Origin of the sequence: Salinivibrio proteolyticus (assembly GCF_027286365.1) — a bacterium.
Taxonomy (GTDB): Bacteria; Pseudomonadota; Gammaproteobacteria; order Enterobacterales; family Vibrionaceae; genus Salinivibrio; species Salinivibrio proteolyticus.
The window spans coordinates 1,504,099-1,529,353 of sequence record NZ_CP114584.1 but is presented as its reverse complement, the minus strand read 5'-3'; the positions used below and the strand labels follow the sequence as shown (position 1 = coordinate 1,529,353).

Genomic DNA, 25,255 nt, shown 5'->3' with positions numbered 1-25,255 from the left:
CTACTAAAAATAACTGACGTATTTAATGAGGTAAACGATTAAAAAATGGCGAGATTTTGATTGAGATTCATTCTTTCTGTGTGACGTTAATCAAACGAAGATTGCGATAGGATGCAAAAAGAAAGTTAATAAATTGAGGTTGCGCAATAAGAGGCGTATTTATTTTATTAACTAAAATTAGTTGCAGGCCTTACAAGGCGAGAGTGAGTCTTCCCAACCACTAACTATGGCGACGTTAATGGTTGGGGGCCCAAGGTTCAAAGGGGAGCGATTAGATCCCTAGTTCGTCGAGTAGGTCGTTATTACCGCCACCCGTCCCTTTTTTCTCGGTGGGTTTCTTCTCCAGCTGACGGACGGTTTCTTCTTCGAGAATCGCGTCTGGATTGACCTCTTCACCTTCTTCAAAGTCTTGTAACTGGATGAATTCAGTCCGCTCCATCGCCAGCTCTAGGTAGAAAATGTGGTTGTTTTCGGTGGTAAAGCTCACACGGCGCGCTTGTGGCTTATCAATGTTGCTGTCCACGGATACCGTGAGGTTTTTGTTCACCGCCATCATCTTCGGCTGATTCTGAGTGATAGAGGTTTGAATCGAGCGTTTAATTTTCCCTGTGAAGTCACCAATGATTTGGTTCATCAACTCGCCAAGTACGTCACCGACTTCATCGGATGTGTGCAAACTCGCAAGCTCTTCGGCAGGGATCCCCATGTGTTGCATATAGTTGTTGTAGATCTCCATTGCCGCAGCAGAGGAGAAGTTGATGACGACAAGGCCAGAGAAGCCGCCATCAAATAAAACAAAGCAGCCTAAATCAGGCTTTAAACTGGTTTTGGCAATTTTTTGTACCATCGCGGCGTGATGAACCGGTGAATTGGTGGCCTTGGTCAACACAGCGGTGGCTGACTGACAAAGCTTAAGTAATATGTCCTCGGAGGTGACGACCTTGGTTTTTCTCATTATTCACTACCGTAGTTGTTTAACTGTCTCTTACTCAGTGTGGCACTGGATTGCGCAATTTGTACACTGGTTTTACAGATATCCGGATATGGGATCACGTTATCCCTCGTCATCCGCCGCTGATACCGCTATTCCGACCCGTCCAGAATTTGCGCAATAGCTGCCTCGAGGCGAGGTAGTGCTTGGTGGAGTTGGCGAAGCGCTGTATCCAATCCAGCGCTATCGCGTGCGGCCGCCGCTTTTTCTGCCGCTAGGCAATAGTGATATGTCTCTTGTGCCCCGATACTGCCTGCCGCGGATTTTTGTTTGTGTGCGGCGTCTTTTAATGCCGCCCAGTCGTGAAACGGTGGTGTGTGTTGTACAAGCTCATGTAGGCAGGGCAGGCTGCGTGTTTTAAAAACGGCGATGATGTCTTGGTAAGCATCTTGTTGCCCAGCATACAGTCGCGTGATCACGCTGGCGTCTAGGACGAGATGCTCGGCTGTTTGTTCTGCCTCGGGCGTGGTGTGCTTATCGTCTGAGACAGGGACGCCTGAGGTGAAAGCGGCAAGCGCATTGTCGTCGTTCAACCACTTTTGTAAGGTCTCGTTGAGCGCGTCGAGCTCAATGGGTTTAGTGATGTAATCGTCCATCCCTGCTTGAAAACAGCGGGTGTCTTCACCGCTCAGGGCGTTGGCGGTAATGGCTATGATTGGAATGCGTTGACCGCCTTGCTGTCGTTTTCTTAGTGCCGCGGTGAGATCGTAACCATCCATTTTGGGCATGTGGCAATCGGTGAGCACCAAATCCACCTCATGCTGTTGGTAAACACTGAGGGCATGTTCACCATCTTCTGCCATCAGTACATCGAATCCGAGATAACTAAGCTGCTGGATCAGCACTTGCTGGTTAGTGGGGTTATCTTCGACGACTAAAATTCGACCCCGTCCGGTTTTGAGTGGGGCTGACAGTGATAGCTCGTCACTATATTCACCGAGCATACTGACATCGGGGCTTTCTAGCCCTAAGCAGACACGAAGACCGTGCACCAGTCGACGATAGGTCAATGGTGAGGCGAACAGTTCCACCACACGCTTATCTTGGTGACGAGCCAAGGAGAGGGTATGTCGCAGTGCAATCACATGGGCGAAAGTATATTGGTGAAGTTGGCTATCATTTAATACCGTTTCTGGGTCTTGGGTGATAATAACGAAGTGGGTGTTATCCGTTTGAGTTGAGCTGGGATGCGCATCAAGCGGTGTGAGCGCTTTATTGTGTGTCACTCGGTGTTTGATACCTAAGTGTTTTAAATAAGCGGTAATGGCGGTGCGCAACGCTCCGGCGGGTAAATCAATAAAGACCCACAGTGGCGCGATCGATTCTGTGGCAATGGCGGGTTTAGTTTTTTCTGACAGGGGATTGATCGTGTACTCCAGCTCGACACGAAACTGTGTGCCTTTCCCTTCCTCACTGTGCACGCGGATCACGCCGCCGAGCAGGTCAACAATATTCTTGCAAATCGCCAGTCCGAGACCGGAACCCCCATACTCGCGGGTGGTGGATGATTCAGCCTGATTGAATGGCTGAAAAATGGTTTCGAGCTTCTCTTGGCTAATACCAATTCCATTATCGGTGATTTCGATATCGAGCTTGGTTTTATCCGGCGAAGAGGCAGGCTGAGGCATGATCCAGACATCGACTTTCCCTGTCAGGGTCGACTTTCCGCCGGAAAACTTCACCGCATTACCAACCAAGTTATACAGCACTTGTTTAAGGCGGTTGGGGTCCCCAATCAGCTGATCAGGAAGGCGCGGATCGATAAATAGTGACAGTGTCACGTTTCGCTTGTTGGCATGGTGGCTCACCGTTTCCATGACTTGCTCGACCGTCTCCGAGAGCGAAAAGGTGACGCGTTCAAACTGGAGCTTGCCCGCCTCCGTGCGAGAAAAATCAAGAATATCGTTAATAATCGACAACAGCGATAATGCCGATTCTCGCACTGTTGCAATCAGACTGTGTTGCGACGGTGAGAGCGGTGAACGGCGTAACATATCAATCATACCGATGACGCCATTCATTGGCGTACGAATTTCATGGCTCATGGTGGCGAGAAATTGAGCCTTCGCGCGCGAGGCACTTTCTGCGCGCTCTTTTTCTCGCATCAGCTGTTCTCGTGCTTGGTTGCGAGAGATGATATGCGCACGGAATATCACTAAACCATGCGCGATTTTACCAACCTCATCGGTGCGTTCTTGGTAGTCACTGAGCGGGGGCGTCATATCGCCTTTCACCAAGCTTTGCATGGTATCGGCCAGGTTGACGATAGGTTGTGTGAATGTGCGGTAGATATACACATACATGGCACCGCTCACAAACAAAATAAATAGCAGCAAATAACCAAGATTAAGCTGATTGGAATGAAGAATATCTTGCAAATCAACCATTGAGCTGCTGACAACCATACCCGTTTCGCGTGTAAAGCCGGAAAGCGCATTTTCTAGCGCTTGATATTCCTGATCACTGAGCGTTCGCACCGCCTTCATAGCTTCTATTTTGGCGCGAGGTTGATAGTTATTGAAAATGGCAATGCCACTGCGCTTCAGGCTGGTAAAGTGCTGAGAAATTAATTCCAGTTTGTTCAGAGACAAGGGATCATTGAGCTCGAACTTCGCCAGTGATAGGTAGCGCTCGAATGTTGCCATGTCGTCAGTGAAGTCGCGACGACTGGGTTCTTGGCCATCGAGGTATTGGTTGAGCTCGGTGAGCATGTCGCCGTTTTCATCCACGAGCTCATCAAGGTATTGTAAAATCGCGACGTTGTCGGGTTGCGTCAGCTCTTGAGCGGCTTTTAATTCGGCGACGAGGCTATCGATCGGGCGGACCACATCAATCGATAAACGTAATACTTGCTTGCGAGCCCATTGCTCAGCAACGGGGTCAAACTCGGTTAGTACTTTCTGATGAGCTTTACGTTGAAATCTTTCATACAGATGACGAATTTCCGCAAGCCGCTGGTGGCCACTTGGTTTGATTCGCGCGAGTTTGTCTAGTTGGTTCTCGAATTCTTGTTGGTTTTCAAGAAACACGGCCAATGATTCATGACGCCCCATGACATATTTGAGCATGCTGGCATTCATTTCACCCGCCGCCCGCAGTAAGGTCATGGTAATAATGGCACTGGGGATTTCTTGGTTCGTGGCTTGCTCAACATCCCGATTAACGCGCTCTTGCATCACGTAACTGGATACAGAGAGGCCGAGCACCATCAGGGTAATAAAGGTCATGATCAGCCCGATTTTGCTGACAATACTTTTGCTAAATGGGCGGGCACGGTTAGCTGTCATGCGTGTTTCCTACATCCTTGTGCGTGAATAGCGACGGGGTCATCCCGGCTTGTTGCCATTGAGGCCTCTGCATCTTTGCCAACCCCCAGCTATACTGCTGGTAGTTGCACTGGCGTTCAGTCCTTTGTATGAGCTTGTGCCTCAACACGGATTGTGGTTGTATGCTTGCCTAGCTCACGAATTTGACGACGTGTCGGTTCGACGTGGTCGCATGGCGTGCTATACACAATGCTATCTTATAGTATACATAGCGTTAAGCGGTGTACGAAGAAGCGTGACTAGCTTTCTAATTTCGTGCGCAAAAGGCGCATACACTTGACGATCGCGATACAATAGCGACATTAGAACAGTCTAAGGACAAGTAATCATGGTAGTAGACTCAGACGGGTATCAAGCACTGATCGAGCATTTTGCGTTTAATCTCTCTGTGTTTGAGCAACCGGGCGAAGCCATTGGCGATGATACGATTGCCGATATCGTCCATGATTTGGTCGCATCCAATATTATGACTATATGCGAGCAGAATCCTGGCCTTTCGTCAGCGTTGCGCTTTACCATCCTGAAAGAAGCTGACCGTGTGGTAGAAGACATGGAAGAAGTACTCGCGGGACGCTGGGAGCAACCTGTTACGGCAGAACAAGTGGGCTTTTTGGAAGAGTACATTGCACTCGTAAAAAATTTGTTTGATGGCGCTATGGTTGAACTGCGCTAAACAAAAGATCACTACATGCCACAGAGCTCAGTGTTGACTGGGCTCTTTTCCTGTCAGCACAACCTCTTTCAGCACTGCATCTCATTTTACTTTGCGTATAATAGGCACCTTTATCGTTATTGCCTGCTTGCCTTATGTCTGACGCAACCCCTTCCCATGCCATTCACCGCTTATACGAGAGGCGTCTTGCTCGCGCCACACGACCTTATCTTGCCCGAGGTGCAGGTGTTGAACGTTGTACCCAATGCATGTTGGTTCGCCGCTATTGTGTGTGTGAATACCGTCGTCAGTGTGAGACTAACGCCGCGTTTATGTTGATCATGTACGATGACGAAGTTCTTAAGCCGAGTAACACGGGGCGACTCATTGCTGACTGTATCCCTGATACCTCGGCGTATATTTGGTCGCGTACTGAGCCAGATCCTGAGATGCTGACGCGATTAGCCAATCCCGCTTACCAGCCTTATATTGTGTTTCCTGCCCAATATGCTGAGCCGTCTCGCGTTGTTTCTTCCCCAAAGCCTCATCCTAGCGGTAAACGTCCGTTATTTGTGATCATTGATGGCACATGGCGAGAAGCGAAGAAAATCTTTAGAAAAAGCCCTTGGCTTGATCGTTTTCCGGTTTTGAGTATTCAACCTGAGGCATTATCACGCTATCAAGTCCGTGACGCACACGGAGAGAACCAATTAGCGACCGCAGAAGTGGCAGCGCACGTGCTCGAAAACGCGGGTGACCGCCGAGCCGCGGTGCATTTAAGCCAGTGGTTTGATGTCTTTCGCGAACGTTATATTGCTGGGAAGCGACAAAAAACCTTACCTGAGGGAGATGCGTTAACCCAGTTTATGGCGATGCGTGACCAAACATCTTACGCGGGATAAAATATCTTGTTCTAAAGTAACGAAATATGTTGCGGCTCACGGACATTTATGACCGTTTGCTGAATAATAATTTGTATAAATAACGACACACAAAGGTGGCTGGGCCATGTATTACGGCTTTGATGTGGGCGGAACCAAAATTGAATTTGGCGCCTTCGATAAACAACTCAATCGTATAGCAACTGAGCGCTATGCGACACCGACTAAGGATTACGCAGCCCTGATTGATACCCTCGCCATGTTGGTCGAAAAGTACGACGCGAAGTTCGGCGAAAAGGGGACGGTGGGGATTGGCATTCCCGGATCAGAAGCGGCAGACGGCACGGTGTTAACCGTGAATGTGCCTGCGGCTAACGGGATGCACTTGCGAGCGGATTTAGAAGCGCGCGTCGATCGCGAGGTGCGGGTGAGTAATGACGCCAATTGCTTCGCGCTATCGGAAGCGTGGGATGAGCAAGCCAAAGAAGCGAAAACCGTGTTTGGTTTGATTCTGGGTACCGGGTTTGGTGGTGGCTTGGTGATTAACGGTAAAGTGATCAACGGTAAAAACCAAATGGCCGGTGAAGTGGGTCATATGCGCATGCCTATTGATGCCTGGCTACGCTTGGGGGATAAACCACCCATGTTTGCCTGTGGATGTGGTAATCAAGGTTGTCTCGATAACTACTTGTCAGGACGCGGGTTTGAACAACTTTATGCCCATTATTACGCGCCGCTATCTGCCGTTGAGATCATCGAGCAATACCGGTTAGGCGAAACGAATGCCGTTGCGTTTGTTGACCGCTTTTTTGATGTGTTGGCGATGTGCTTTGGTGGGCTGTTAACCGCGTTTGATCCCGATATGGTGGTACTAGGCGGTGGTTTGTCTAACTTTGATGAAATTTATCACGAATTGCCCAAGCGTCTTCCTCATCACCTTTTGTCCGCGGCAAAACCACCGATGCTGATGAAAGCACAGCACGGTGATTCTGGTGGCGTACGCGGTGCGGCGTTTTTGCATCTCGCTCACTAAGCAACGCCTGATAAAATACACAGCAAAAAGCCGACTTGATTGTCGGCTTTTTTTAGCGAGTGCGGATGCACCAAGCGTTGGGGCTAGGCTTGGCGGTTCTGACATTGATCAACCGCGTAGGCAAGTAGCTCGAGCGCGGTTTTATCTGTGGCGGGTAATTCCGCATCCGATTGTTGCAGTGGCGTAGTGCGTTCACCCCAACGAATCAATCCCGCGCCCCAAGTTAAACCGGCACCAAACGCGGCGGTCAGTAATTGGCTATGGGGTTTCACTACACCTTGTTCCACCGCTTCGCAGAGTGCGATAGGAATGGTTGCTGCCGAGGTGTTGCCATAGTGCTGAATATTCACAAATGCTTTATCTAGGCTAATGCCTGCGTGGTCACAAAGTGCTTCAATAATGCGTTTATTGGCTTGGTGAGGAACCACCACGTCAATTTGTTCAGCGCTGAGCTGATTACGCGATAGCACTTGGTTCGCGGCAGCTCCCATTCCTTTCACAGCCCGTTTAAAAATGTCGCGGCCGATAAAGTCAAACGCGAAGTGACCATTTTGCGGATCAAATCTGTCCATCGCGGTGCCAAAAGCAGGAATTGCCAACACATCGCGTCCTGCTGAGTCGCATCCGAGCTGTGCGTCGAGAAGGCCCACTTCTTGATCGGTTTGACTAATAACCACCGCGCCAGCGCCATCACCGAACAACACCGCAGTATCACGTTTGCTCCAGTCGAGGTACCATGTTAAGTGTTCTGCCCCGATGATCAGCGCATGCTGATAATGGCCGGCTTGAAGCATCTTGGTTGCGGTTTCTAGGCCATAGAGAAAGCCGGTGCAGGCTGCATTCATATCAAATGCCGCCGCGCGCACTGCACCAAGATTACCTTGGACTTTGGAGGCAATGTTAGGAATTAAGGTATCCGGTGAGCAGGTTGCAACAATCAGTAGATCAAGCTGCGCTGCCTCAATCCCAGCAGCGGCCAGCGCACGTTGAGCGGCAACGGTGGCAAGATCTGAGGTTTCTACATGACTGACTCGGCGTGACTCAATACCGGTGCGGGAGCGGATCCACTCATCGTTTGTTTCAATAATCGTGCTGAGGTCATCATTGGTCAGCACCGCCGGAGGAAGACATTTTCCCCAGCCTGTAATTTCTGCAAATGCCATAGTTAGTTACGGTTAATGAAGCGTCGCAACAGTGTAAACCTGAAACTCTATTGAAACAATTTCGGGGTGAGAGTAGAGGAGAAAAACACTACCTAGCGCATATGCTAGGTAGTGTGATTGAACAGGGTTACCAGAATAACCAAGTAAAGACGGCTAAAACCATGATACAAATAATGTTTAGGTACAAACCAATACGCATCATGTCACGCTGTTCGATATGACCGGAACCAAAAACAATGGCGTTTGGCGGTGTCGCGACCGGCAGCATAAAGGCACAGGATGCCGCAATCGCAATCAGTGCAGATAGCGCAACAGGGGAAACACCTAACGCTTCTGCAATAGTGGCAAACACAGGGACGAGTAAGGCAGCACTGGCGGTATTACTGGCAAATTCCGTCAGGAAAATCACAAAGGCGACGACACCTAACATGGTGAAGAAGATGCCGGAGCCGGTAAGGGCGCTGCTTAGGTGGTTAGCCAAAAATAGGCTTGTCCCTGTGGCTTTGAGTACGTTGCTTAGACAAATCCCGCCGCCGAAAAGGAGCAAAACGCCCCAATCAGCAGTCTTTTCGATCTCTTTCCATTTCACGACACGGGTAGCACCCAGCAGCACAATGGCAGACAACGCGACGATGGAGTCAAACTTACTGAGGCCGCCTAGTAGGCTGTTCAGTGGTTTGCTAAAGATCCATGCTGCGACGGTGAGTGCAAAAATTCCCATGGTGACTAAGCGAGGCAGCGTCCATTCGAATTGGCGTTTCTCTGCCTCAAATGCATGGCTTAAATTAGGCTTGGTCAGCACATAGAGCACCAAGACGGCGATCGGCAGCAATACCAAGGTGATAGGCAATCCGATTTTCATCCAACCAACAAAATTCAGTCCCGCTTCTGCTGCAGCAATCGCATTGGGTGGGCTGCCGACGATGGTCGCAATCCCGCCGATACTCGCGCAATAAGCAATCCCCAGTAACACAAACACGTAGGTTCCATGATCTTTTTGGTTACTGACTTTACGTAAAATGCCGAGTACAAGCGGCAGCATCATCGCCGTGGTAGCGGTGTTGCTTATCCACATTGACAAGGCCGCAGTGACCCCAAACAGCATCATCACGGCAACGGACATTTTTCCTTTCGCGACCGTCAGTACCTTATTGGCGATGGCTTGATCCAGCCCTTGTGATTGCAATGCCGCGGCAAGGGCAAAGCCACCCAAAAATAGGAAAATGATAGGGTTAGCAAAATTCGCCATCGCTGCTGGGGTTTCAAATACCCCTAAGACGACCGCCAGAATGGGAACGAGAATGGCAGTGATGCTGACATGGATAGCTTCAGTTAGCCAGAGCACCGCGATAAAGACGAGAAGGCTAAGACCTGTGGTCACTTCAGGGTCAAAGGGTAGGCTGTAGTACAGCGCGAAAAAGAGTGCGATATCGGCAAATAGGATCCACGCTTTTCTATCCAACCCGGAGGATTGGGAGGTCAAAGATTGCACATCCATAGGGCTTCCTTTTTGTTATAACGTCATCGTGCAATGCGGCACGTATTATTATGTTTTAAACACTGCACAGAACCTGCTGTGTCAGACGGCGCTAATATACGCCTTATTGAAGAGGGTGTTAATCGATTGCACGCTACTTTTTGAACGCTTGATTAAAAAGATGTGAAATTTGTGAGAGGAAAGAGAAAGAAAGGGTGGATTTGTACCCATTTACAATTCGGTAGCGGTGACACCATCAATTGGCTCTTTCGGGCCGGTAAACTTGGGTTTCACATTAAGGATAAAGCTATCTAACACGGCTTTAGTACGTGCGAGCACTTCACGCAAACGGATCTTTATGCCAGCCCAGCCTTGTGGGCTTGCTACGGCATAGCAAATCGCATCAATATTGTTCACGTCAGCAAGAAATAAGGCTCGCTCACAGTGAAACTGCTGGCTGACGACGGTAAAGCGGGCCAAGCTAAACACCGTTTTGGCTCGAACCACGGAGTCGAGTGTACGAAAACCAGCATAATCGAGGTGAATGGCGTCGTCTGCGATCCCGGCTTTCAGTAGATCGCGCTTCATGGTCCAAGGTTCATTATAGGAGCGGTGCGCATTATCGCCGCTTAAGAGTAAATGACTCACCTTGTTCGCTTTATACAGTGCCTCTGCGGCCTCGATGCGGTGGGTATAGTAAGGATTCGGGGTTTTACCAATATACTTGCTGGTACCAAGCACTAATGCCACTTGACGTTTGGGCAGGTCGTCAACGTCGGTGTAAACGCGGTCACGCGCATTGAGTGTGATCGCTAAGTCACTAGCTACCATAGTAACCAGTGCGAAAATCACTGCGATAAACACCAATCGTGCGAGGCGCCGGATCGCCATACTACTTACTGTCCCTTTCAGAAATACCATGCGGATAAGGCGTCAAGGTTGGCGCCTCAAGTGAATGGAATCCTAGCAAAAAAAGCTCCTCGAAAGGAGCTTTTTGTGTCAACCGCTGGTTAAAACGACGTGCGTTTATACTCACGGTATCTGGGTTCCCAGAAGCTATCATCAATGCGTTTTTTCAATGCCTCATCAGAGAGCTCGGCGGCAACGCCTTCTTCAATCGCCTGTTTCGCAACCGCAAAAGCAATTTGCTTTGACACATAAGTAATGTCTTCCAGCGAAGGAAGTAAGGCACCGGTGCCGCGCTTCGCTAATGGCGAACATTCAGCGAGTGCACGTGAAGAGGCCATTAACATGCCATCGGTCACGCGAGTGGCGTCCACTGCAAGGACACCTAGGCCAATCCCCGGGAAAATATAGCTATTGTTACATTGCGCGATTGGGAAGGCTTTACCATTGTCTAGGCGCACGGGTTCAAACGGACTACCTGTCGCAACCAGTGCTTGGCCGTCTGTCCAGCGAAGAATGTCAAAGGGAGTGGCTTCGACCCGGCTGGTTGGGTTTGATAGGGGGAAGATAATCGGCCGTTTACAATTATCATGCATGGCCTTAATAACCTCTTCGGTAAAGAGGCCCGGCGCCCCAGAGACACCAATGAGCACGGTTGGCTGGGCATTACGTACCACATCCAATAGTGAGATATTATTGTCTTCTAATTGCCAGTCTTTTAATGCGCTGCTCTTTTGAACCAGTTTTTGCTGGAAGTCGAGTAGGTTTGGCATGGCATCAATGAGTAAGCCCCAGCGATCAACCATAAAGACACGCGCACGCGCTTCTTGATCGGAAATCCCTTCCGATACCATTTGGGCAATAATGGCTTCAGCAATGCCACAGCCGGCAGAACCTGCTCCAAGGAAGGTGATACGCTGCTCGGAGAGCTTAGTGCCAGCGGCTTTACAGGCAGCAATTAACGAACCCACGGTGACGGCGGCCGTCCCTTGGATATCGTCGTTAAAACAGCACACTTTGTCTTTGTATCGCTCAAGAATAGGCATCGCATTTTTCTGTGCGAAGTCTTCAAACTGAATGAGTGCATCCGGCCAGCGACGCTGCACCGCTTGGATGAATTCTTCAATAAAGTCGTCGTAATCTTGACCGCTGATCCGAGTATGGCGCCATCCCATGTACATAGGATCTGACAGACGTTGTGGATTGTTGGTGCCTACATCGAGCACGATTGGAAGCGTGTACGCTGGGCTAATGCCCCCACACGCGGTGTACAAAGACAGCTTTCCGATTGGAATGCCCATGCCGCCGATGCCTTGGTCGCCAAGACCAAGAATTCGCTCACCGTCGGTAACGACAATCACTTTCACGTTGTGACGTGATGCGTTGTTTAAAACATCATCAATCCGATCGCGGTTTGGATAAGAGATAAAAAGCCCACGGCCTCGACGATAAATATTAGAGAAGTTCTCACAGGCAGCACCGACCGTTGGCGTATAAATGATTGGCATCATTTCGGTGATGTGGTTCGACACTAAACGATAAAATAATGTCTCGTTGGTATCTTGAATATTGCGTAAGTAAATGTGCTTATCGATATCGTTTTCAAAGCGTTGGTACTGTTGGTAGGCGCGCTCGGTCTGCTCTTCAATGGTTTCAATGGCATCGGGTAGCAAGCCCTCGAGGTTAAAAAACTTACGTTCTTCGACGCTAAACGCACTGCCTTTGTTGAGAAGCGGGGTTTCGAGTAACGCAGGTCCCGCATAGGGAATGTAAAGAGGTCGCTTTTGATTATTCATGGACTATCAGACTCGGCATTGTTCAGGCTGGAATATGACTGACTTTATTGCTCACTCGATAACCTTAATCGTTAAAGTACGCATTATTAATGCGGACTAATTGAGCAATTATATGAAACAAGGGGTAAAGTTTAGTCATTAATGGTGACCCAATTCAACTTTTTTGCGTGGATGTGGGCGTCAACCATCATGTTTTTGCGTGTGCTGAGTGTAAACATTCGTATTAACGCGCAAGCATGAGATATCGCTATATGCATCAAGGTGTTGAATTGTCAGAAAACAAACTTGGGGAATAGCTCACAGCCGTGTTTAAAATTACGCAGGGTGATTTTTCGCTGACTATACTCACCAGTGATAACGGTTAGCACGGTGCTTGTATGTGGTTAAACCACAACCGCATGAACACCATGTTGTGGCAACCAAGAAATGGCGTCACATATAAGTACGGGTTACCCGAATAATAATATTGGCTGGGCGTCTGTTTTTATGGAATGAACAACAAAGAGGTAGTCCAATGAAGTCACTCATCGCCGCCAGTTTACTGGTGTTTTCAACTACGACAGTTGCTGCCAACCTAAGCGACTTAAATTATATCACTGAGGTTTACCCCCCTTTTAACTATGAAGAGAACGGGCAGTTGAAAGGGATTGCCGTGGATTTCCTCGAAGCGGCTACCGAAGCAGCGGGTGAGCCTATTACCCGTGATCAAGTTAAGATCCAACCTTGGGCGCGTGGCTATGCCACCGCATTGTCTGATCCAAATACGGTACTGTTTTCAACCACCCGAACGGAAGAGCGCGAAGATAAGTTTAAGTGGGTAGGTCCCATCACAGATACCAAAATTGTCGTATGGGCACCGAAAAGTAAAGGGATCACCATTAACAGCGGCAGCGACTTTGCCAACTACAAAGTTGGGGTGGTACGTGACGATGTCGGTGAGCATTTGTTGCGCAGCCTAGGCGTTAGCGATAACGCATTGCGTCTCTCACCTAAAGCAGACTTGCTCGCTAAACAGCTCGCGGCGGGCCGCGTAGATATGTGGGCGTATGAAGAAAACGTCAGCTCCTTCATCATGAGTCAAAACAATGTGGACACAAGCCAGTTTGAAGTGGTGTATGTGCTGAGTGAAGCGCAATTGTATTACAGCCTGAGCAAAAGCACGCCTGATAGCTATGTAGAGAAATTGCAAGCTGGGGTAGATAAAGCGATTGCAAGCGGGGCGCTCGATGAAATCAAAAGCCAGTATAAGTAGTGTTAGCTGATAACGACACTGTCTTTACAAGCAAAACGGGCCAAATGGCCCGTTTTTTGTGGCAGATGTTGCACATTAGTCGCGAAAGTTTTCGAACTGGAACGGCTGCTCAAAATCACTGTCTTTTACCAGCTGAATCACCGCTTGAAGATCATCGCGTTTTTTACCGGTTACTCGGACTTGTTCGCCTTGAATTTGTGTTTGTACTTTCATTTTGGCGTCTTTGATAGCTTTAGTGATTTTCTTGGCAACGGGGGTTTCAATGCCATTTTTGAATTTCACTTGCTGCGAGAAGCTTTTGCCTGAGTGCACCATATCTTGAATATCCATGGCACGAGAATCCACGCCACGTTTGGCAAGGTTATTACGCAGGATATCCATCATCTGGTTGAGTTGGAAATCTGCCTCTGCAATGACTTTCACGGTTTCTTTGTCCAGCTCGAAGCTCGCTTCAACGCCACGAAAATCAAAACGCGTCGCCAGTTCGCGACTTGCATTATCTACGGCGTTCTTCAATTCAACCTTGTCGATTTCAGACACAATATCAAAAGAGGGCATAGTTCTGTCCTTTTCTCACATGACGGATGTCATGTCGCTGATCAATAATTAATAGGCTTGATGTCGCTTAGCACTTGCAGTGGCCAGTCGCTCAAGCAAGCGTTCAGTATCCTGCCAGCCAAGGCAAGGGTCGGTAATAGACTGGCCATATCGGCGCGACGCGCTATCACCCATAGGTTGGTTGCCTTCTTCTAAAAAGCTTTCTGCCATAATACCCGCAATGGCGGTACTTCCGTTAGCCAGTTGCGTCGCAATATCCTCTGCGACATCTAACTGACGGCGATGCTGTTTCTGGCAGTTGCCATGGCTAAAGTCTACCACTAATTTGGCCGGCAACCCGAAGCTCGATAAGGTTTCTGAGGCCGCTTGCACATCTTTTTGATAGTAATTGGGTTGATGGCCGCCACGTAAAATAACGTGGCCATCAGGGTTACCTGCTGTGCGATAAATGGTCATAGTGCCATGCTTGTCTGGCGAGCAAAACAGGTGTGACTCACGGCTCGCACGAATGGCATCGACAGCGATACGAATATTGCCATCAGTGCCATTCTTAAACCCTACTGGGCAAGACAAGGCGGATGCCATTTCGCGATGGATTTGAGACTCGGTTGTACGCGCACCGATGGCCCCCCAGCTGATCAAGTCGGCAATATATTGGCCGGTGATCATATCGAGAAACTCGGTCGCAGTGGGTAAACCCATTTTATTGATATCGAGTAACAACTCACGGGCAGTGAACAGCCCAGCACGAATATCACCGCTCCCATCAAGGTGAGGATCGTTTATCAAACCTTTCCAACCGACAACCGTGCGCGGCTTTTCAAAGTAGGTACGCATGACAATCAGTAACTGATCGGAGTAAGTCTCTGCCAATCCTTTTAACCGTTTGGCGTACTCGCGTGCAGCGTCAGGATCGTGCACGGAGCAAGGCCCAATCACCACAAGTAGGCGCGGGTCATGGCCATTAAGAATTTGGCTGATTGCATGACGCGAAGCAGTAATATGGTGAGCAACATTGTCGCTGATGGGGTGGGCGGCTTCCACCTCTGCGGGCGTGGGCATGGTATCAACCACGCGGGTGCGAAGTTCATCGGTTTTCAGTGGCATAGAGGACAGCCTTCCTCACATCTTAATCTGTTGCGAAGCCAGTAAGATAGCAAAAATCGCGGCCCTTGAAAGCATGAATGTGATATCCGTAGCGTTTTTAAGGCGGTTTTGACCAGAAAAATGCTGGTTAGGGCTGTCGACGAGCTAATTTTTTGCCCGTCATCAGTCACCGATAGTTAGGACGAACAGCTCAATGCGAGGCCTTTATTGTCATCCGTTGGCGGGTTGGCTAAGTGCGCGAGCGACGGGTGCTCATCGAAGGGATGGGCAAGTACCGTCATTAAGTCATGGGTTGGTTGTAAGTCGCCTTTTTCAGCCGCCTCGATCGCCGCTTGGGCCAAATAGTTGCGTAAAATATACTTTGGATTGGTGCGCTGCATGCAGGCCAGACGAGTCGAATCATCTAGTGTATGCACGCGCTGTTGGTACGCGGATAGCCATTCGGTTAATGCCTGCGTGTCTTGGCAGATGGATTTGAACTGGTTCAGGGTACCGGCTGTTAGGAGTGCGTCACCACGATACTGACTGAGTTGATAGAAAAAGCACGTATAGTCGGTTTGATTTCCCTCTAGCAATGCAAAGAGCTGATTAAACAAGTCACTGTCTGATGGCTGTGCGTCGGACAAGCCCAGCTTATCGCGCATGGCGCGGCTATAGGCAACTTGTAGTCGATGCTCAAAGCCGCCAAGAATATCGTTAATCACATCCTTATCCACGAGAGGCGTAAAGGCATAGCCCAGTGCGGACAGATTCCAAAGTGCGATGGCAGGTTGCTGATTAAATGCATAGCGACCACTGTAATCGGAATGGTTGCAGATATAACCTGGGTCGAAATCGTCTAAAAAGGCATAAGGGCCGTAATCGAAGGTCTGGCCGAGAATCGACATATTATCGGTATTCATCACACCGTGGTTAAAGCCGATGGCTTGCCACTGGGCAATCATGTCCGCCGTTCGTTCAACAATTTCTTGTAGCAGTGCCGCATAGGGTTTTTCGGCCTCGGCCAGTTCAGGGAAATGACGTGCAATCACATAGTCGGCCAGCGTGCCTAGCGCCTCATGCTGCTGACTGTAAAACAAGTACTCGAAGTGGCCAAAACGGACGTGACTCTCGGTAACGCGAAGTAGCGTTGCGGCAGTTTCGATGCGCTCGCGCATGACTGGGGTATCGCTGATGGCCATCGCAAGTGCCTGTGTGGTCGGAATGTTGAGCCCTGTCATGGCGGCACTGGCGAGATACTCGCGGAGCGTCGAGCGTAACACCGCACGTCCATCACCGTGGCGGCTGTATGGCGTTTTTCCCGCCCCTTTTAGGTGCCAATCCCACAAGGTGCCATCGGCATCGCGCCATTCCCCTAACAAGACACCACGGCCATCGCCGAGCGCGGGGTTATATTGACCAAACTGGTGACCGGTGTATTTCATCGCAAACGGTGTTCGGCCGGCTAACGGCTGCTCTGCGGATAAAATTGCCCGAAACGCCTCCGAGGTGAGCTCGGATTCATTCAATCCAAGCTGTTTTGCCACTTCGGCGTTATAGGTGAAAAGCCGACCGTTTTCGAGCGCGGTTGGCGTGACGTGTTCGCCAAATGCACTGCCAAGCTGGCTAAAACTAAAGCTGATATGTGAGCCGTTAAATACTGCCATGAATTCCCCCTATGGTCTTCACTCAAGCCTAACAGGGATTGCGTCGCTAACAAGAGACAGAAAGTAGGGGTATAGCGGGAAATAGGCAGTGCTTGATGGATTTTTATCCGTTTGAGTGGTGTTTTGGCTGCGCATATCAAGATGAAATTGCGTATACTCACCGCCATTACTTTCTACAGCGTTGAGACAATGATTAAACTAGGCCAATACAACACATTGACGGTAGTGAAGCAGGCAGACTTCGGGGTGTTTCTTGATGGTGATGAGTTCGGCAATATTTTGCTGCCAACCCGGTACGTCCCTGAAAATACCCGTGTCGGCGACGAGCTCAAGGTGTTTATCTATTTCGATTCCGAAGACGATATTATCGCCACTACTGAAACGCCATTGGCTCAAGTGGGTGAGTTTGCATCTTTGCGCTGTGTTGGTGTCAATTCGGTTGGCGCGTTTGTCGATTGGGGCTTGAGCAAAGACTTGTTGGTGCCTTTTAGTGAGCAACGTACGCGAATGGAAGAGGGTAAACCTTATGTGGTTCGCGTCTACACGGATAAAGCCTCGGGCCGTATCGTCGCTAGCCGTAAATTCAACAAGTTTATCAGCGACGAAAAGCCGCGTTTAAAAGCGGGCGACAAAGTGTCGGTAATCATTACGGATATCACGGATCTCGGCTTTAAGTGTGTGGTGAATAATCAGCACTGGGGGCTTATTTATCGCGCTGAAGCGTTCGGGAAGCTGTTTATCGGTAAGAAGTTGAGTGCGTTTGTGAAAACGGTGCGCGACGATGGCAAGTTGGATCTTGCTCTACAGAAACACGGTAAAGCGCGGGTTGATGATTTAAGCGATAAAATTTTGCAAACCCTAGATAAAAAAGGGGGATTTTTGCCGCTTAACGACAAAAGCTCCCCGGATGCGATTTTTTCCTTGTTCCGCACCAGTAAAGCGACCTTTAAAAAGACCTTGGGTGGCTTGTACAAGCAACGCAAGATTCGTATTGAAGCGGATGGCATTTACCGCGTTAAGTGACGGCGTCACGCAAGACAAAGCAAAAAAAGGCTCGGAACGTCCTGTTCCGAGCTCAGGGAAAGGGCTCATTGGAGCCAGATGCCAATTTAGGTTGTGATTCCATTAAAGTGTAGTTTATCAATACAGCTTTGCCAGTTTCTTTCCCTGCGAACTATTATCAACACCATTTCATATCGATTAAAACAAGTTGCTATCGCGAACTTGATCGCGAGGTAGACCATTTTTAATCCGATTCCCGACCCATTTGCCGAGTCCGAGCACGTCTCCTTGATAGGTCACAATGACATCGCCTTTTTCTGGCGTTTGCTCGGGCCAAATGTCGCGTCCTTGATACCATTCAACGGCTTGTGTCTTGGTGAGCGCAATGGTTTTACATTCAGCGAGTGACTGGGTGCTCAGTGCGATAATCGCCTCGTGTTGCCAGCGATAACCTTTGCGGTGGGTTTCGGCTAACTTGATCCCAATGCGGTCAAACTTCACTTCGCCTAACATAGGTTCGATAGCTGAAGGGAATAGCCATACCTCTTTGTCACGCAACCATAGCGTGGCCGCATCCGGCAGCGATAGCCCAAGTTCCTTTTTAAAGGTGGCGCTTATCTGTTGACTGTCTTTTTGACTCGCCGGTGAAAATGGAAATTTGCCCAGTCGCTTTTTTACACTTGGTGGAGTGGCGGATGCATGTTTACGAATGCGGGCGACAAAAAATCCCTCGCTGTCAAAAATCTGAGGGTAGAGATGTAAAAAGCCTTCGTCGGTTAGGGCTTGCTCGGCACCCGGGAATAAATCCTTTAGTGACTCAAAAGTGACAGCGTCACCGTAGGTTTGCTTGAGCCAGTGGCAAACCGACTGATTTTCGGTGTGGTTCAAGGTACAGGTTGAATACACCAGCACGCCGCCTGGTTTCAGTGCGTGAAACGCGCTATCAATCAGAGCTTGTTGGGTCTGTGCAATGTCATCCACTGAGGCAAGGCTCCAGTTATTCATCGCATCAGGATCTTTGCGAATGGTTCCTTCGCCAGAGCAGGGCGCGTCGAGCAGAATGGCGTCAAATTGCTCGGGTAGCCAGCCGCCGAATACACGGCCATCAAAGTGGGTCAGTGCAACGTTTCTTACCCCACAGCGTTGTACATTGGCATGTAGCCCTTTGATGCGGCTCGCTGAAAACTCATTCGCGACCAAAATACCGCTGTTTTGCATGGAGGCTGCCAACTGCGTGGTTTTTGAGCCTGGCGCGGCCGCAACATCAAGCACATGCTGCCAATCAGGGGCTTGGCCCGGTTCATGCTCGCCTGCCAGTAAGGCAGTGACTGGCATCATCGAGCTTGCTTCTTGAATGTAAAACAGTCCCGCCATGTGTTCAGCCGTATTGCCTAATGGCACTTTGTCATCGTCTTGTCGCTCAATCCAAAACCCTGTGTCACACCAAGGTACGGGAGTCAGTGTCCAATGATGTTCTGCGGCACGTTGCTTAAATGCATCGACGGAAATTTTTAACGTATTGACACGAATACTGCGGCGCAGAGGACGCTGACAGGCAGCGACAAACTCCTCCATGGAGAGGTGCGAGGGCATTGTCGCCTGTATTTGGGCTAAGAAAGCCTCTGGCAGTGAGATATTGGGGTGCAAAACAGGATCTCTTGTTGATTAACTCAAAATTAGCAGCGCAAGATTGTAAACAGATCTTGGTCTTGAGTGTAGGTCGCGGGAGGAGAAAGTCGGTAATTTTGCTCAAAAAGGGCAGCCAAAGAGAATGGCTGCCCGAAAAGATAGCGCTAGGGCTTGGGGATCGCCGTGCGCCACGCAACCCATTCCGCTTTGGGTTCACGGTGCAACAAGTAGTGGCGTTTGTCGTTAGCTTTGGGGGCCAACGGAGAGGTGTCGGGCGTTGCAAAGGCGATTCCACCTTTCAGTAGGCTATCAATGGTGCCGCTTTTTAGGTTGGCACCGGTCAAACCAATCGACACATCCACGCCGGATTGATTCCAAAACACCGTGTTTTCTCGCACCAGATGTGCATACTGCGGCGTGATCTGGACACTGAATAAAACGCGGTCAGCAAACTCGCCCAATTGCACTTTGGATACAGTGCCTACCTCCATATCGCGATAGAGGATTGGGGTGCCAACAGTAATGGAATGACGTGCATCACTTTCAAGCACGAGTGACAGGCCCCGCGGGTATTTGGGTGAAGCATGTAATTTGAATTGCTGCTTGAATTCGCCCGCACCGGGCACGACTGAAATATAGGTTCCAAACAAAGAATCTAGGTTCTCAGTTTTTGTTAGGCTGAGTACTGGCTGGGTTAGCCAGTAATAGCTCCCTTGACGGGCGAGCTCATTTTTATACTCAGGATACAAACGACCGTGCACGCGGACTGATTGAGTCTTAAAATCCGGCTCTAGCTGGGTAATCTCGCCAACATCTACCCCTTGATAGCGGATTGCGCTGCCAACCTTTAACCCTTTGGCTTCGTCCGTGTTGAGTACAATATCGACCCCGTAACGTGCTGCGTCTTTTCGTGAGGGGTAGAGCTTCCAGTCGCCTTGGCGTTTGTTGCTAATGCCCGGCATAGAGCCAAAGGCGATACCGCCACTGAGTAAAGAACGAAGCGAGCCTGTGTTGATTTCTACGCCACTACTTAAGTTGGCTTTGATGTCGAGACCGGATTGGTTCCAAAATACTGTGTCGCGGTTTATCAGGTGGCGATAGCGATTGTTCACGGCAATCGATATCGTGACGCTTTTGCCATTCAGCTGGTAGCCTTCCACTTGCCCGACGATAAAATTGCGATACATGACTGGACTGCCCTCGTTAATGCTTGGCAGTGCATCAGCCACTAGGGTAAAGCGGGTTTTGCCTTGCGCGTCTTCTCGCGCGTGTTTGGCTTGGATACGTGAGGTATAGAGCGGATAGCTATCGCGTACACCTTGCTTGCCTTGGCTAGTAAAGCTTAATGCGGGATCGGCGATTTGCTCCATAGCAGGCACTACCACATCGAGCCCATTGCCGCTTAACTCACCGGTAATTCCCCCTAATATAAAGAATTGCGATTGTTGTTTGACAAGGTGGCGGTATTGCGGATAGATCACCGCTTTTATCGTGACGGTGTCACTTTCGTTGAGGCCGATGTGGTCAATAAAGCCCACCTGAATACCGCGATGGAGCACTTTGGTGTGAGGCGTAAGGCCGTAAGCGTCATCGGCGTCGAGCGTAACTACCAAGGCATCGGCGGCCTCTTTTTGTTGCTGCTGCCACGTGCTGGCTGAGAAGCGATAATGACTATCAACAGCCGGAGCATCAGGGGAGCCGGGCACCACGGATAAGAAGTTCCCCAACACCAGGTTGCCGATATTTTTAAGACCGTTAAAACCAATCTGTGGTTGTTCGATGGTGATTTGGGTCTCTTGATTGAACAGCCAAAGCATACTCGGGTCAATGGCGGCTGTGGCAGACGCGTTTTGGCTGTCAGGGTCGATGCGAATCTCGGTAATCTCACCGATCTGCAGTCCTTGATAGGTCACTCGGGCGCCAGCGCCTTGAATACCGTGGTTGGTGGGCAAAGCAATTTCAATGGTTTGACCTCGCTCGGCCGCACTCAGGCTTGGGTATAACCGAAAGCTATCATTATGCGACGCTTGTCGGCTGGTACTCGGTGAATCAAACGTCACACCGCCGGCCACCAAGCTGGCAAGACTATCAAGTTCAACATCGACCCCAGACAGATCGACATTCGCTTTCAAACCACTAACGGACCAAAAGCGCGTGTCTTGCTTCACCAAGGCACTGAACTCAGGTTTGATCAATGCAGACAGGGTGACGCCTTGATTATCATCATCAAGACGATAACTGTAGATTTCGCCGACTTGGATTTTACGGTAATAAAGTGGCGAGCCGATATTGAGCGAACCTAAGGTCGGTGCGTGGAGCTTAAAGGTCGTGCCAGCTTTATCCGTCATCTCAGCGGGGGGCTCATCACGTGCGGTAAAGCGAAGGCTAGGTTCACCCGTTCCCGGCTGAAGGGCGATGTAATTCCCCGACACCAGTGTTTCAAGGCCGCTGATCCCCGTTAACGACGCGCGTGGTTTCACTAACCAGAAATCACTGCCGGTCGTCAGTAACTGCTTGGCCTCTGGATAAATCGTGGCATCGACATAAATACCATTGAGATCATCTGCCAAGGTGATATTGCGAACTTTGCCGACTTCTAGCCCTTGGTAACGAATAGTTGTTCGTCCCGCTTCTAAGCCTTGCGCATCGCTGAATAGAATTTGAATCCGCTGTCCGGCTTCATTAATGGATTGAAAAACGAGCCATCCCGCTAAGCCTAGCGCCAAGATGGGCAGGATCCATAAAGGAGAAAGGCCATAGGTAGTCTTAATGGTTGGCGTCGGCACGTCGTGTTTGTCGCTCATGATGATCCCATATCAAACGCGTATCAAGAAGGTCAGTGGCCAGCATAGTGAGTACCACCACAATACCAAAAGCAATGGCGCCAGGGCCGGGTGTAAAGTCCATAATGCGGCCACGATCAACGAGCGCGACCATAAATGCAATCACGAATAAGTCCATCATTGACCACTTGCCAATCCATTTCACGCTTCTATACAGCCACATGCGTTGGCGAGGTGTAATGGCGACAGAGGTATGCAAGCTAATCAGAATGAAACCAAGTCCGAGAATCTTTGCTACCGGCACAATGATACTGGCGGTAAAAATTATCGCCGCTATTCCCGGCATACCATTGTTAATCAGGCTGGCAACGCCAGAAAAAATCGTGTCCTCGAGTCGGATGCCGTTCGAGAAAAAAATCGAGATTGGATAAAGGTTGGCGGGCAACAAAAAGACCGCAGCGGTGAGCAGACACGCCCATGTTTTTTGCTCGCTGCGTAGCAGGCGAACGTGCAGGGGACGCTCACAACGTTGGCAATGGGTTTGAGTACCGTGGTATTGCGTCAAACCACAGTGATCGCAACGAATCAAATTATGGATACTGGTGACAGGTTTAGGGGCTAAGAACGCATCCCAGTAGCGTCGAGTATTAACACGTACAAGCAACACCGAAAGCAGAATTTGTAGCGTGGCGTAGCAGGCGAGCCCCAATGAAAAGCGAAGCTCGGCGTAGTCTTGGATTTTAAAGCACGCAATCGCCAAGCTAACCATAAACACATCCGCCATGACCCAATGACGGAGGTGGTCAATTAGCGTCACGGTAGGCCGGAAAAGGCGAATGTTGCCGTGACGGCGCGCCAAGTGCATGACCAGAATGGCTAAGGTAAAAAGGAGTGGTGCAAGGCTGGCACAAAAGACCACCAGCGCAGTGACAAAGGGATAGCTGGTCCATAGAAGGTTCGCGCCAGTCAGCACCGATGCGCTAATATCCTTGCCTAATAGATTGATTGATAACAGCGGTAGCCCATGGGCGGGGAAAAATAGCACCAGTACGGTTAGCGCAATGGCCAACTCACCGTTAAACGATAATCGACGTCCTTGCTGCAATTTGGTGGCGCAGCGTGGGCAGACGGCAAGGTGATCCCAATCGGTCTCGCAACCGGTCAACACAAGATCGCAACCGGGACAGCGAATTAACCCTGTCCGTGGTTGGGGCTCAAGACGAGTGACCGATTGCGTGTGCATGCTATTTCCCTGCTGCTTGTTGAATGGTGCCATAAAGCGTTTGGTAAACACCCGGGGCGGTCACCAACTCGCCGTGGGTGCCTTTTTGGGTGACTTGGCCATCCTCCAGCACATAAATCAAATCCGCTTCTTTCACCGCAGAGAGCCGATGCGCGACAATCAGGGTGGTGCGACCGGCTAAGAAGGTATGCATCGCTTGGTGCAATGCCCGCTCTGTTGCGGTATCCAATGCCGATGTAGCTTCATCTAGAATGACCAGTTTCGGGTCGCCAAGCAACATTCTCGCGATGGCGACGCGTTGACGTTGCCCGCCCGATAAACGGATCCCTTGTCGTCCTAGCGGTGTATCTAGCCCTTGAGTGAGCTTATTCACGACATCGCCAAGTTGCGCCTGTTCTAGCGCGTGCCAAAGCTCGCTATCAGTCACATCTCGCCCCAAGCTCAAATTATTACGCAGGGTATCGTTAAACAACATGGGTTGCTGTAGTACCACCGCAATCTGTTGGCGAAGCGCGGCTAAATTAAGCTGATTGATCGAATAGCCGTTATAGCGAATATCGCCGCGTTCAACCGGATAAAGGCCCAGCAACAATTGGATCAATGTTGACTTGCCGCCACCACTGGCGCCGACCAATGCGACACGCTGTCCCGCTGGGATATGCATGTTCAAGCCATTGAGAACAGATTTATCCTCATCATAGGCGAAGTGCAGATCCTCAATCTCGATATCCAAGGCTGTATTGTCGCTATCACTTGGATTTTGGCCGTCAGGACGGCGAGCCTCTTCTTGCAAACTCAACACATCGTTGACTCGATTCATGGCTGCTTTAGCGCTATACCATGCAAACTGGATCCCTAACAGTTCCTGAACCGGACCCAACATAAACCAAAGATAGCCGAACACAGCAAACATTTGGCCAATGGTCAGATCACTAAAAAAGACCATGCCCATCGCCACAGCGCGGAAAAGTTCAAAGCCAATCAAAAACATCAAAAATGATAAGCGTCCCGCGGCCTCTGACTGCCAAGCATATTTATCGGCACTGACCTTAATATCGCCTGCACTTTGATCCAATTGGTGAAGATATTCACGCTCTCGGTTGGCGGCGCGGAGTTGGTAAAGCCCATCGAGTGTATCGACGAGACGTTGCTGGAAGCGCTCAAACGCTTGGTTTTCTCGTTTTTTAAGATGTTTAACCCGTTGGCCTAGAGCGCGACTTAAGGCAACCACGATCGGGTTGATGAGCAAAATAAAAAGCCCTAACCGCCAATCCAGCCACAAAAGCACCACCGCGGTGCCCATTACGGTGAGAATGCCGATAATAAACTTACTCAGCGTAGTACCAATAAATTTATCAATGGTTTCGACATCGGTCACCAAATGAGACGTTAACCCGCCACTGCCGCGCAGTTCATACTCTTGCATGCTCACACGGCCTAATTTCGCAATCAGGTGTTGACGAATTTTATAGGTAATGGCTTTGCCGACCAGGGTGAACTGACGGCTTTGAAGGATGTTAAGCGCTTGGCTGGTGGCACGCATAAACACCACAATGACAAGCACCGCCGCGATATAAAAAGCGGCATGTTGCCAAGCTTGTGGCAATACGTGGTTTAGCACCGCGAGCCCCCAATCGGGTTTATCGAGCAGCACTTCATCGACCAGTAAAGGCATCAGTAAGGGAATGGGCACGCTGATCAAGGTGGCGGTAATTGCCACAATATTGGCCCAAATCAGGCGGGTACGATGAGGTCGGGCTTGGTCAAGAAGCCAGCGCCAAGTAATCATAAATCAAGATACTCAATTGAA

At 49.8% G+C, this 25,255-nt stretch carries 18 protein-coding genes; 5 read left to right on the top strand and 13 right to left on the bottom strand.

Annotation, left to right across the window (positions count from 1 at the left end):
- Positions 1–271 precede the first annotated feature (271 nt).
- Together N7E60_RS07300 and N7E60_RS07295 are read right to left on the bottom strand one after the other, a co-directional pair.
- Entirely contained in the window at positions 272–955 is a 684-nt protein-coding gene (locus N7E60_RS07300) for a DUF3334 family protein (protein WP_069588523.1), read from the bottom strand.
- 128 nt (positions 956–1,083) lie between these two features.
- Entirely contained in the window at positions 1,084–4,278 is a 3,195-nt protein-coding gene (locus tag N7E60_RS07295; protein WP_269596941.1) for a hybrid sensor histidine kinase/response regulator, read from the bottom strand.
- 367 nt (positions 4,279–4,645) lie between these two features.
- Here N7E60_RS07295 and N7E60_RS07290 point away from each other — a divergent pair, with 367 nt between their 5' ends.
- The 3 genes from N7E60_RS07290 (at position 4,646) to nagK (ending at position 6,883) form a co-directional block, all read left to right on the top strand.
- On the top strand, positions 4,646–4,990 hold the full coding sequence (locus N7E60_RS07290) for a DUF3802 family protein (protein WP_069588527.1): 345 nt from the start codon (positions 4,646–4,648) through the stop codon (positions 4,988–4,990).
- Positions 4,991–5,124: 134 nt separating this feature from the next.
- Positions 5,125–5,871 carry a tRNA-uridine aminocarboxypropyltransferase gene (locus N7E60_RS07285; protein ID WP_269596939.1) on the top strand — a complete coding sequence of 249 codons (747 nt, stop codon included), beginning with the start codon at positions 5,125–5,127 and terminating at the stop codon, positions 5,869–5,871.
- A gap of 106 nt (positions 5,872–5,977) precedes the next feature.
- The gene (nagK, locus tag N7E60_RS07280) at positions 5,978–6,883 is read left to right on the top strand and encodes an N-acetylglucosamine kinase (RefSeq protein ID WP_269596937.1); all 906 of its coding nucleotides are present in this window, start codon (positions 5,978–5,980) and stop codon (positions 6,881–6,883) included.
- 83 nt (positions 6,884–6,966) lie between these two features.
- On the opposite strand, the gene N7E60_RS07275 is transcribed toward nagK, so the two are convergent.
- The 4 genes from N7E60_RS07275 to N7E60_RS07260 all read right to left on the bottom strand — a co-directional run bounded on the left by N7E60_RS07275 (position 6,967) and on the right by N7E60_RS07260 (position 12,225).
- Positions 6,967–8,046: a ketoacyl-ACP synthase III gene (locus N7E60_RS07275; RefSeq protein WP_077457025.1), complete on the bottom strand. Its 1,080-nt coding sequence runs from the start codon at positions 8,044–8,046 to the stop codon at positions 6,967–6,969.
- Between the two features lie 127 nt (positions 8,047–8,173).
- Positions 8,174–9,544: an SLC13 family permease gene (locus N7E60_RS07270; RefSeq protein ID WP_269596935.1), complete on the bottom strand. Its 1,371-nt coding sequence runs from the start codon at positions 9,542–9,544 to the stop codon at positions 8,174–8,176.
- 210 nt (positions 9,545–9,754) lie between these two features.
- Positions 9,755–10,414, bottom strand: a complete 660-nt coding sequence (locus N7E60_RS07265; RefSeq protein ID WP_096628440.1) for a SanA/YdcF family protein — start codon at positions 10,412–10,414, stop codon at positions 9,755–9,757.
- Between the two features lie 119 nt (positions 10,415–10,533).
- A complete protein-coding gene (locus tag N7E60_RS07260) occupies positions 10,534–12,225 on the bottom strand; it encodes an NAD-dependent malic enzyme (RefSeq protein WP_269596934.1) in 1,692 nt (563 codons plus the stop codon).
- A gap of 514 nt (positions 12,226–12,739) precedes the next feature.
- Between N7E60_RS07260 and N7E60_RS07255 the strand changes: the two genes are divergently transcribed.
- Complete coding sequence (locus tag N7E60_RS07255) at positions 12,740–13,477, top strand: substrate-binding periplasmic protein (RefSeq protein ID WP_077674812.1); 738 nt, start codon at positions 12,740–12,742, stop codon at positions 13,475–13,477.
- A gap of 75 nt (positions 13,478–13,552) precedes the next feature.
- Here the strand turns inward: N7E60_RS07255 and N7E60_RS07250 are convergent, their stop codons facing one another.
- The 3 genes from N7E60_RS07250 to N7E60_RS07240 all read right to left on the bottom strand — a co-directional run bounded on the left by N7E60_RS07250 (position 13,553) and on the right by N7E60_RS07240 (position 16,788).
- Complete coding sequence (locus N7E60_RS07250; RefSeq protein ID WP_077457015.1) at positions 13,553–14,035, bottom strand: YajQ family cyclic di-GMP-binding protein; 483 nt, start codon at positions 14,033–14,035, stop codon at positions 13,553–13,555.
- A gap of 48 nt (positions 14,036–14,083) precedes the next feature.
- The gene (locus N7E60_RS07245) at positions 14,084–15,142 is read right to left on the bottom strand and encodes a 3-deoxy-7-phosphoheptulonate synthase (RefSeq protein ID WP_077457013.1); all 1,059 of its coding nucleotides are present in this window, start codon (positions 15,140–15,142) and stop codon (positions 14,084–14,086) included.
- Positions 15,143–15,318: 176 nt separating this feature from the next.
- The gene (locus N7E60_RS07240) at positions 15,319–16,788 is read right to left on the bottom strand and encodes a protein adenylyltransferase SelO (RefSeq protein ID WP_269596932.1); all 1,470 of its coding nucleotides are present in this window, start codon (positions 16,786–16,788) and stop codon (positions 15,319–15,321) included.
- Positions 16,789–16,977: 189 nt separating this feature from the next.
- Between N7E60_RS07240 and N7E60_RS07235 the strand changes: the two genes are divergently transcribed.
- A complete protein-coding gene (locus N7E60_RS07235) occupies positions 16,978–17,811 on the top strand; it encodes a CvfB family protein (RefSeq protein WP_269598558.1) in 834 nt (277 codons plus the stop codon).
- 177 nt (positions 17,812–17,988) lie between these two features.
- Here N7E60_RS07235 and rsmF read toward each other — a convergent pair whose 3' ends face one another.
- From rsmF to N7E60_RS07215, 4 genes are all read right to left on the bottom strand, one after another.
- Entirely contained in the window at positions 17,989–19,437 is a 1,449-nt protein-coding gene (gene rsmF / locus N7E60_RS07230; protein ID WP_269596931.1) for a 16S rRNA (cytosine(1407)-C(5))-methyltransferase RsmF, read from the bottom strand.
- Positions 19,438–19,583: 146 nt separating this feature from the next.
- Positions 19,584–22,223, bottom strand: a complete 2,640-nt coding sequence (locus tag N7E60_RS07225) for a PqiB family protein (RefSeq protein WP_269596930.1) — start codon at positions 22,221–22,223, stop codon at positions 19,584–19,586.
- Positions 22,186–23,445, bottom strand: coding sequence for a paraquat-inducible protein A (locus tag N7E60_RS07220; protein WP_269596929.1), 1,260 nt, complete (start codon positions 23,443–23,445; stop codon positions 22,186–22,188). Before N7E60_RS07220 ends, N7E60_RS07225 begins: the two co-directional genes overlap by 38 nt.
- A gap of 1 nt (position 23,446) precedes the next feature.
- Positions 23,447–25,234 (bottom strand): ABC transporter ATP-binding protein, encoded by a 1,788-nt coding sequence (locus N7E60_RS07215; RefSeq protein ID WP_269596928.1) that lies wholly within the window; start codon positions 25,232–25,234, stop codon positions 23,447–23,449.
- Positions 25,235–25,255: the final 21 nt, after the last annotated feature.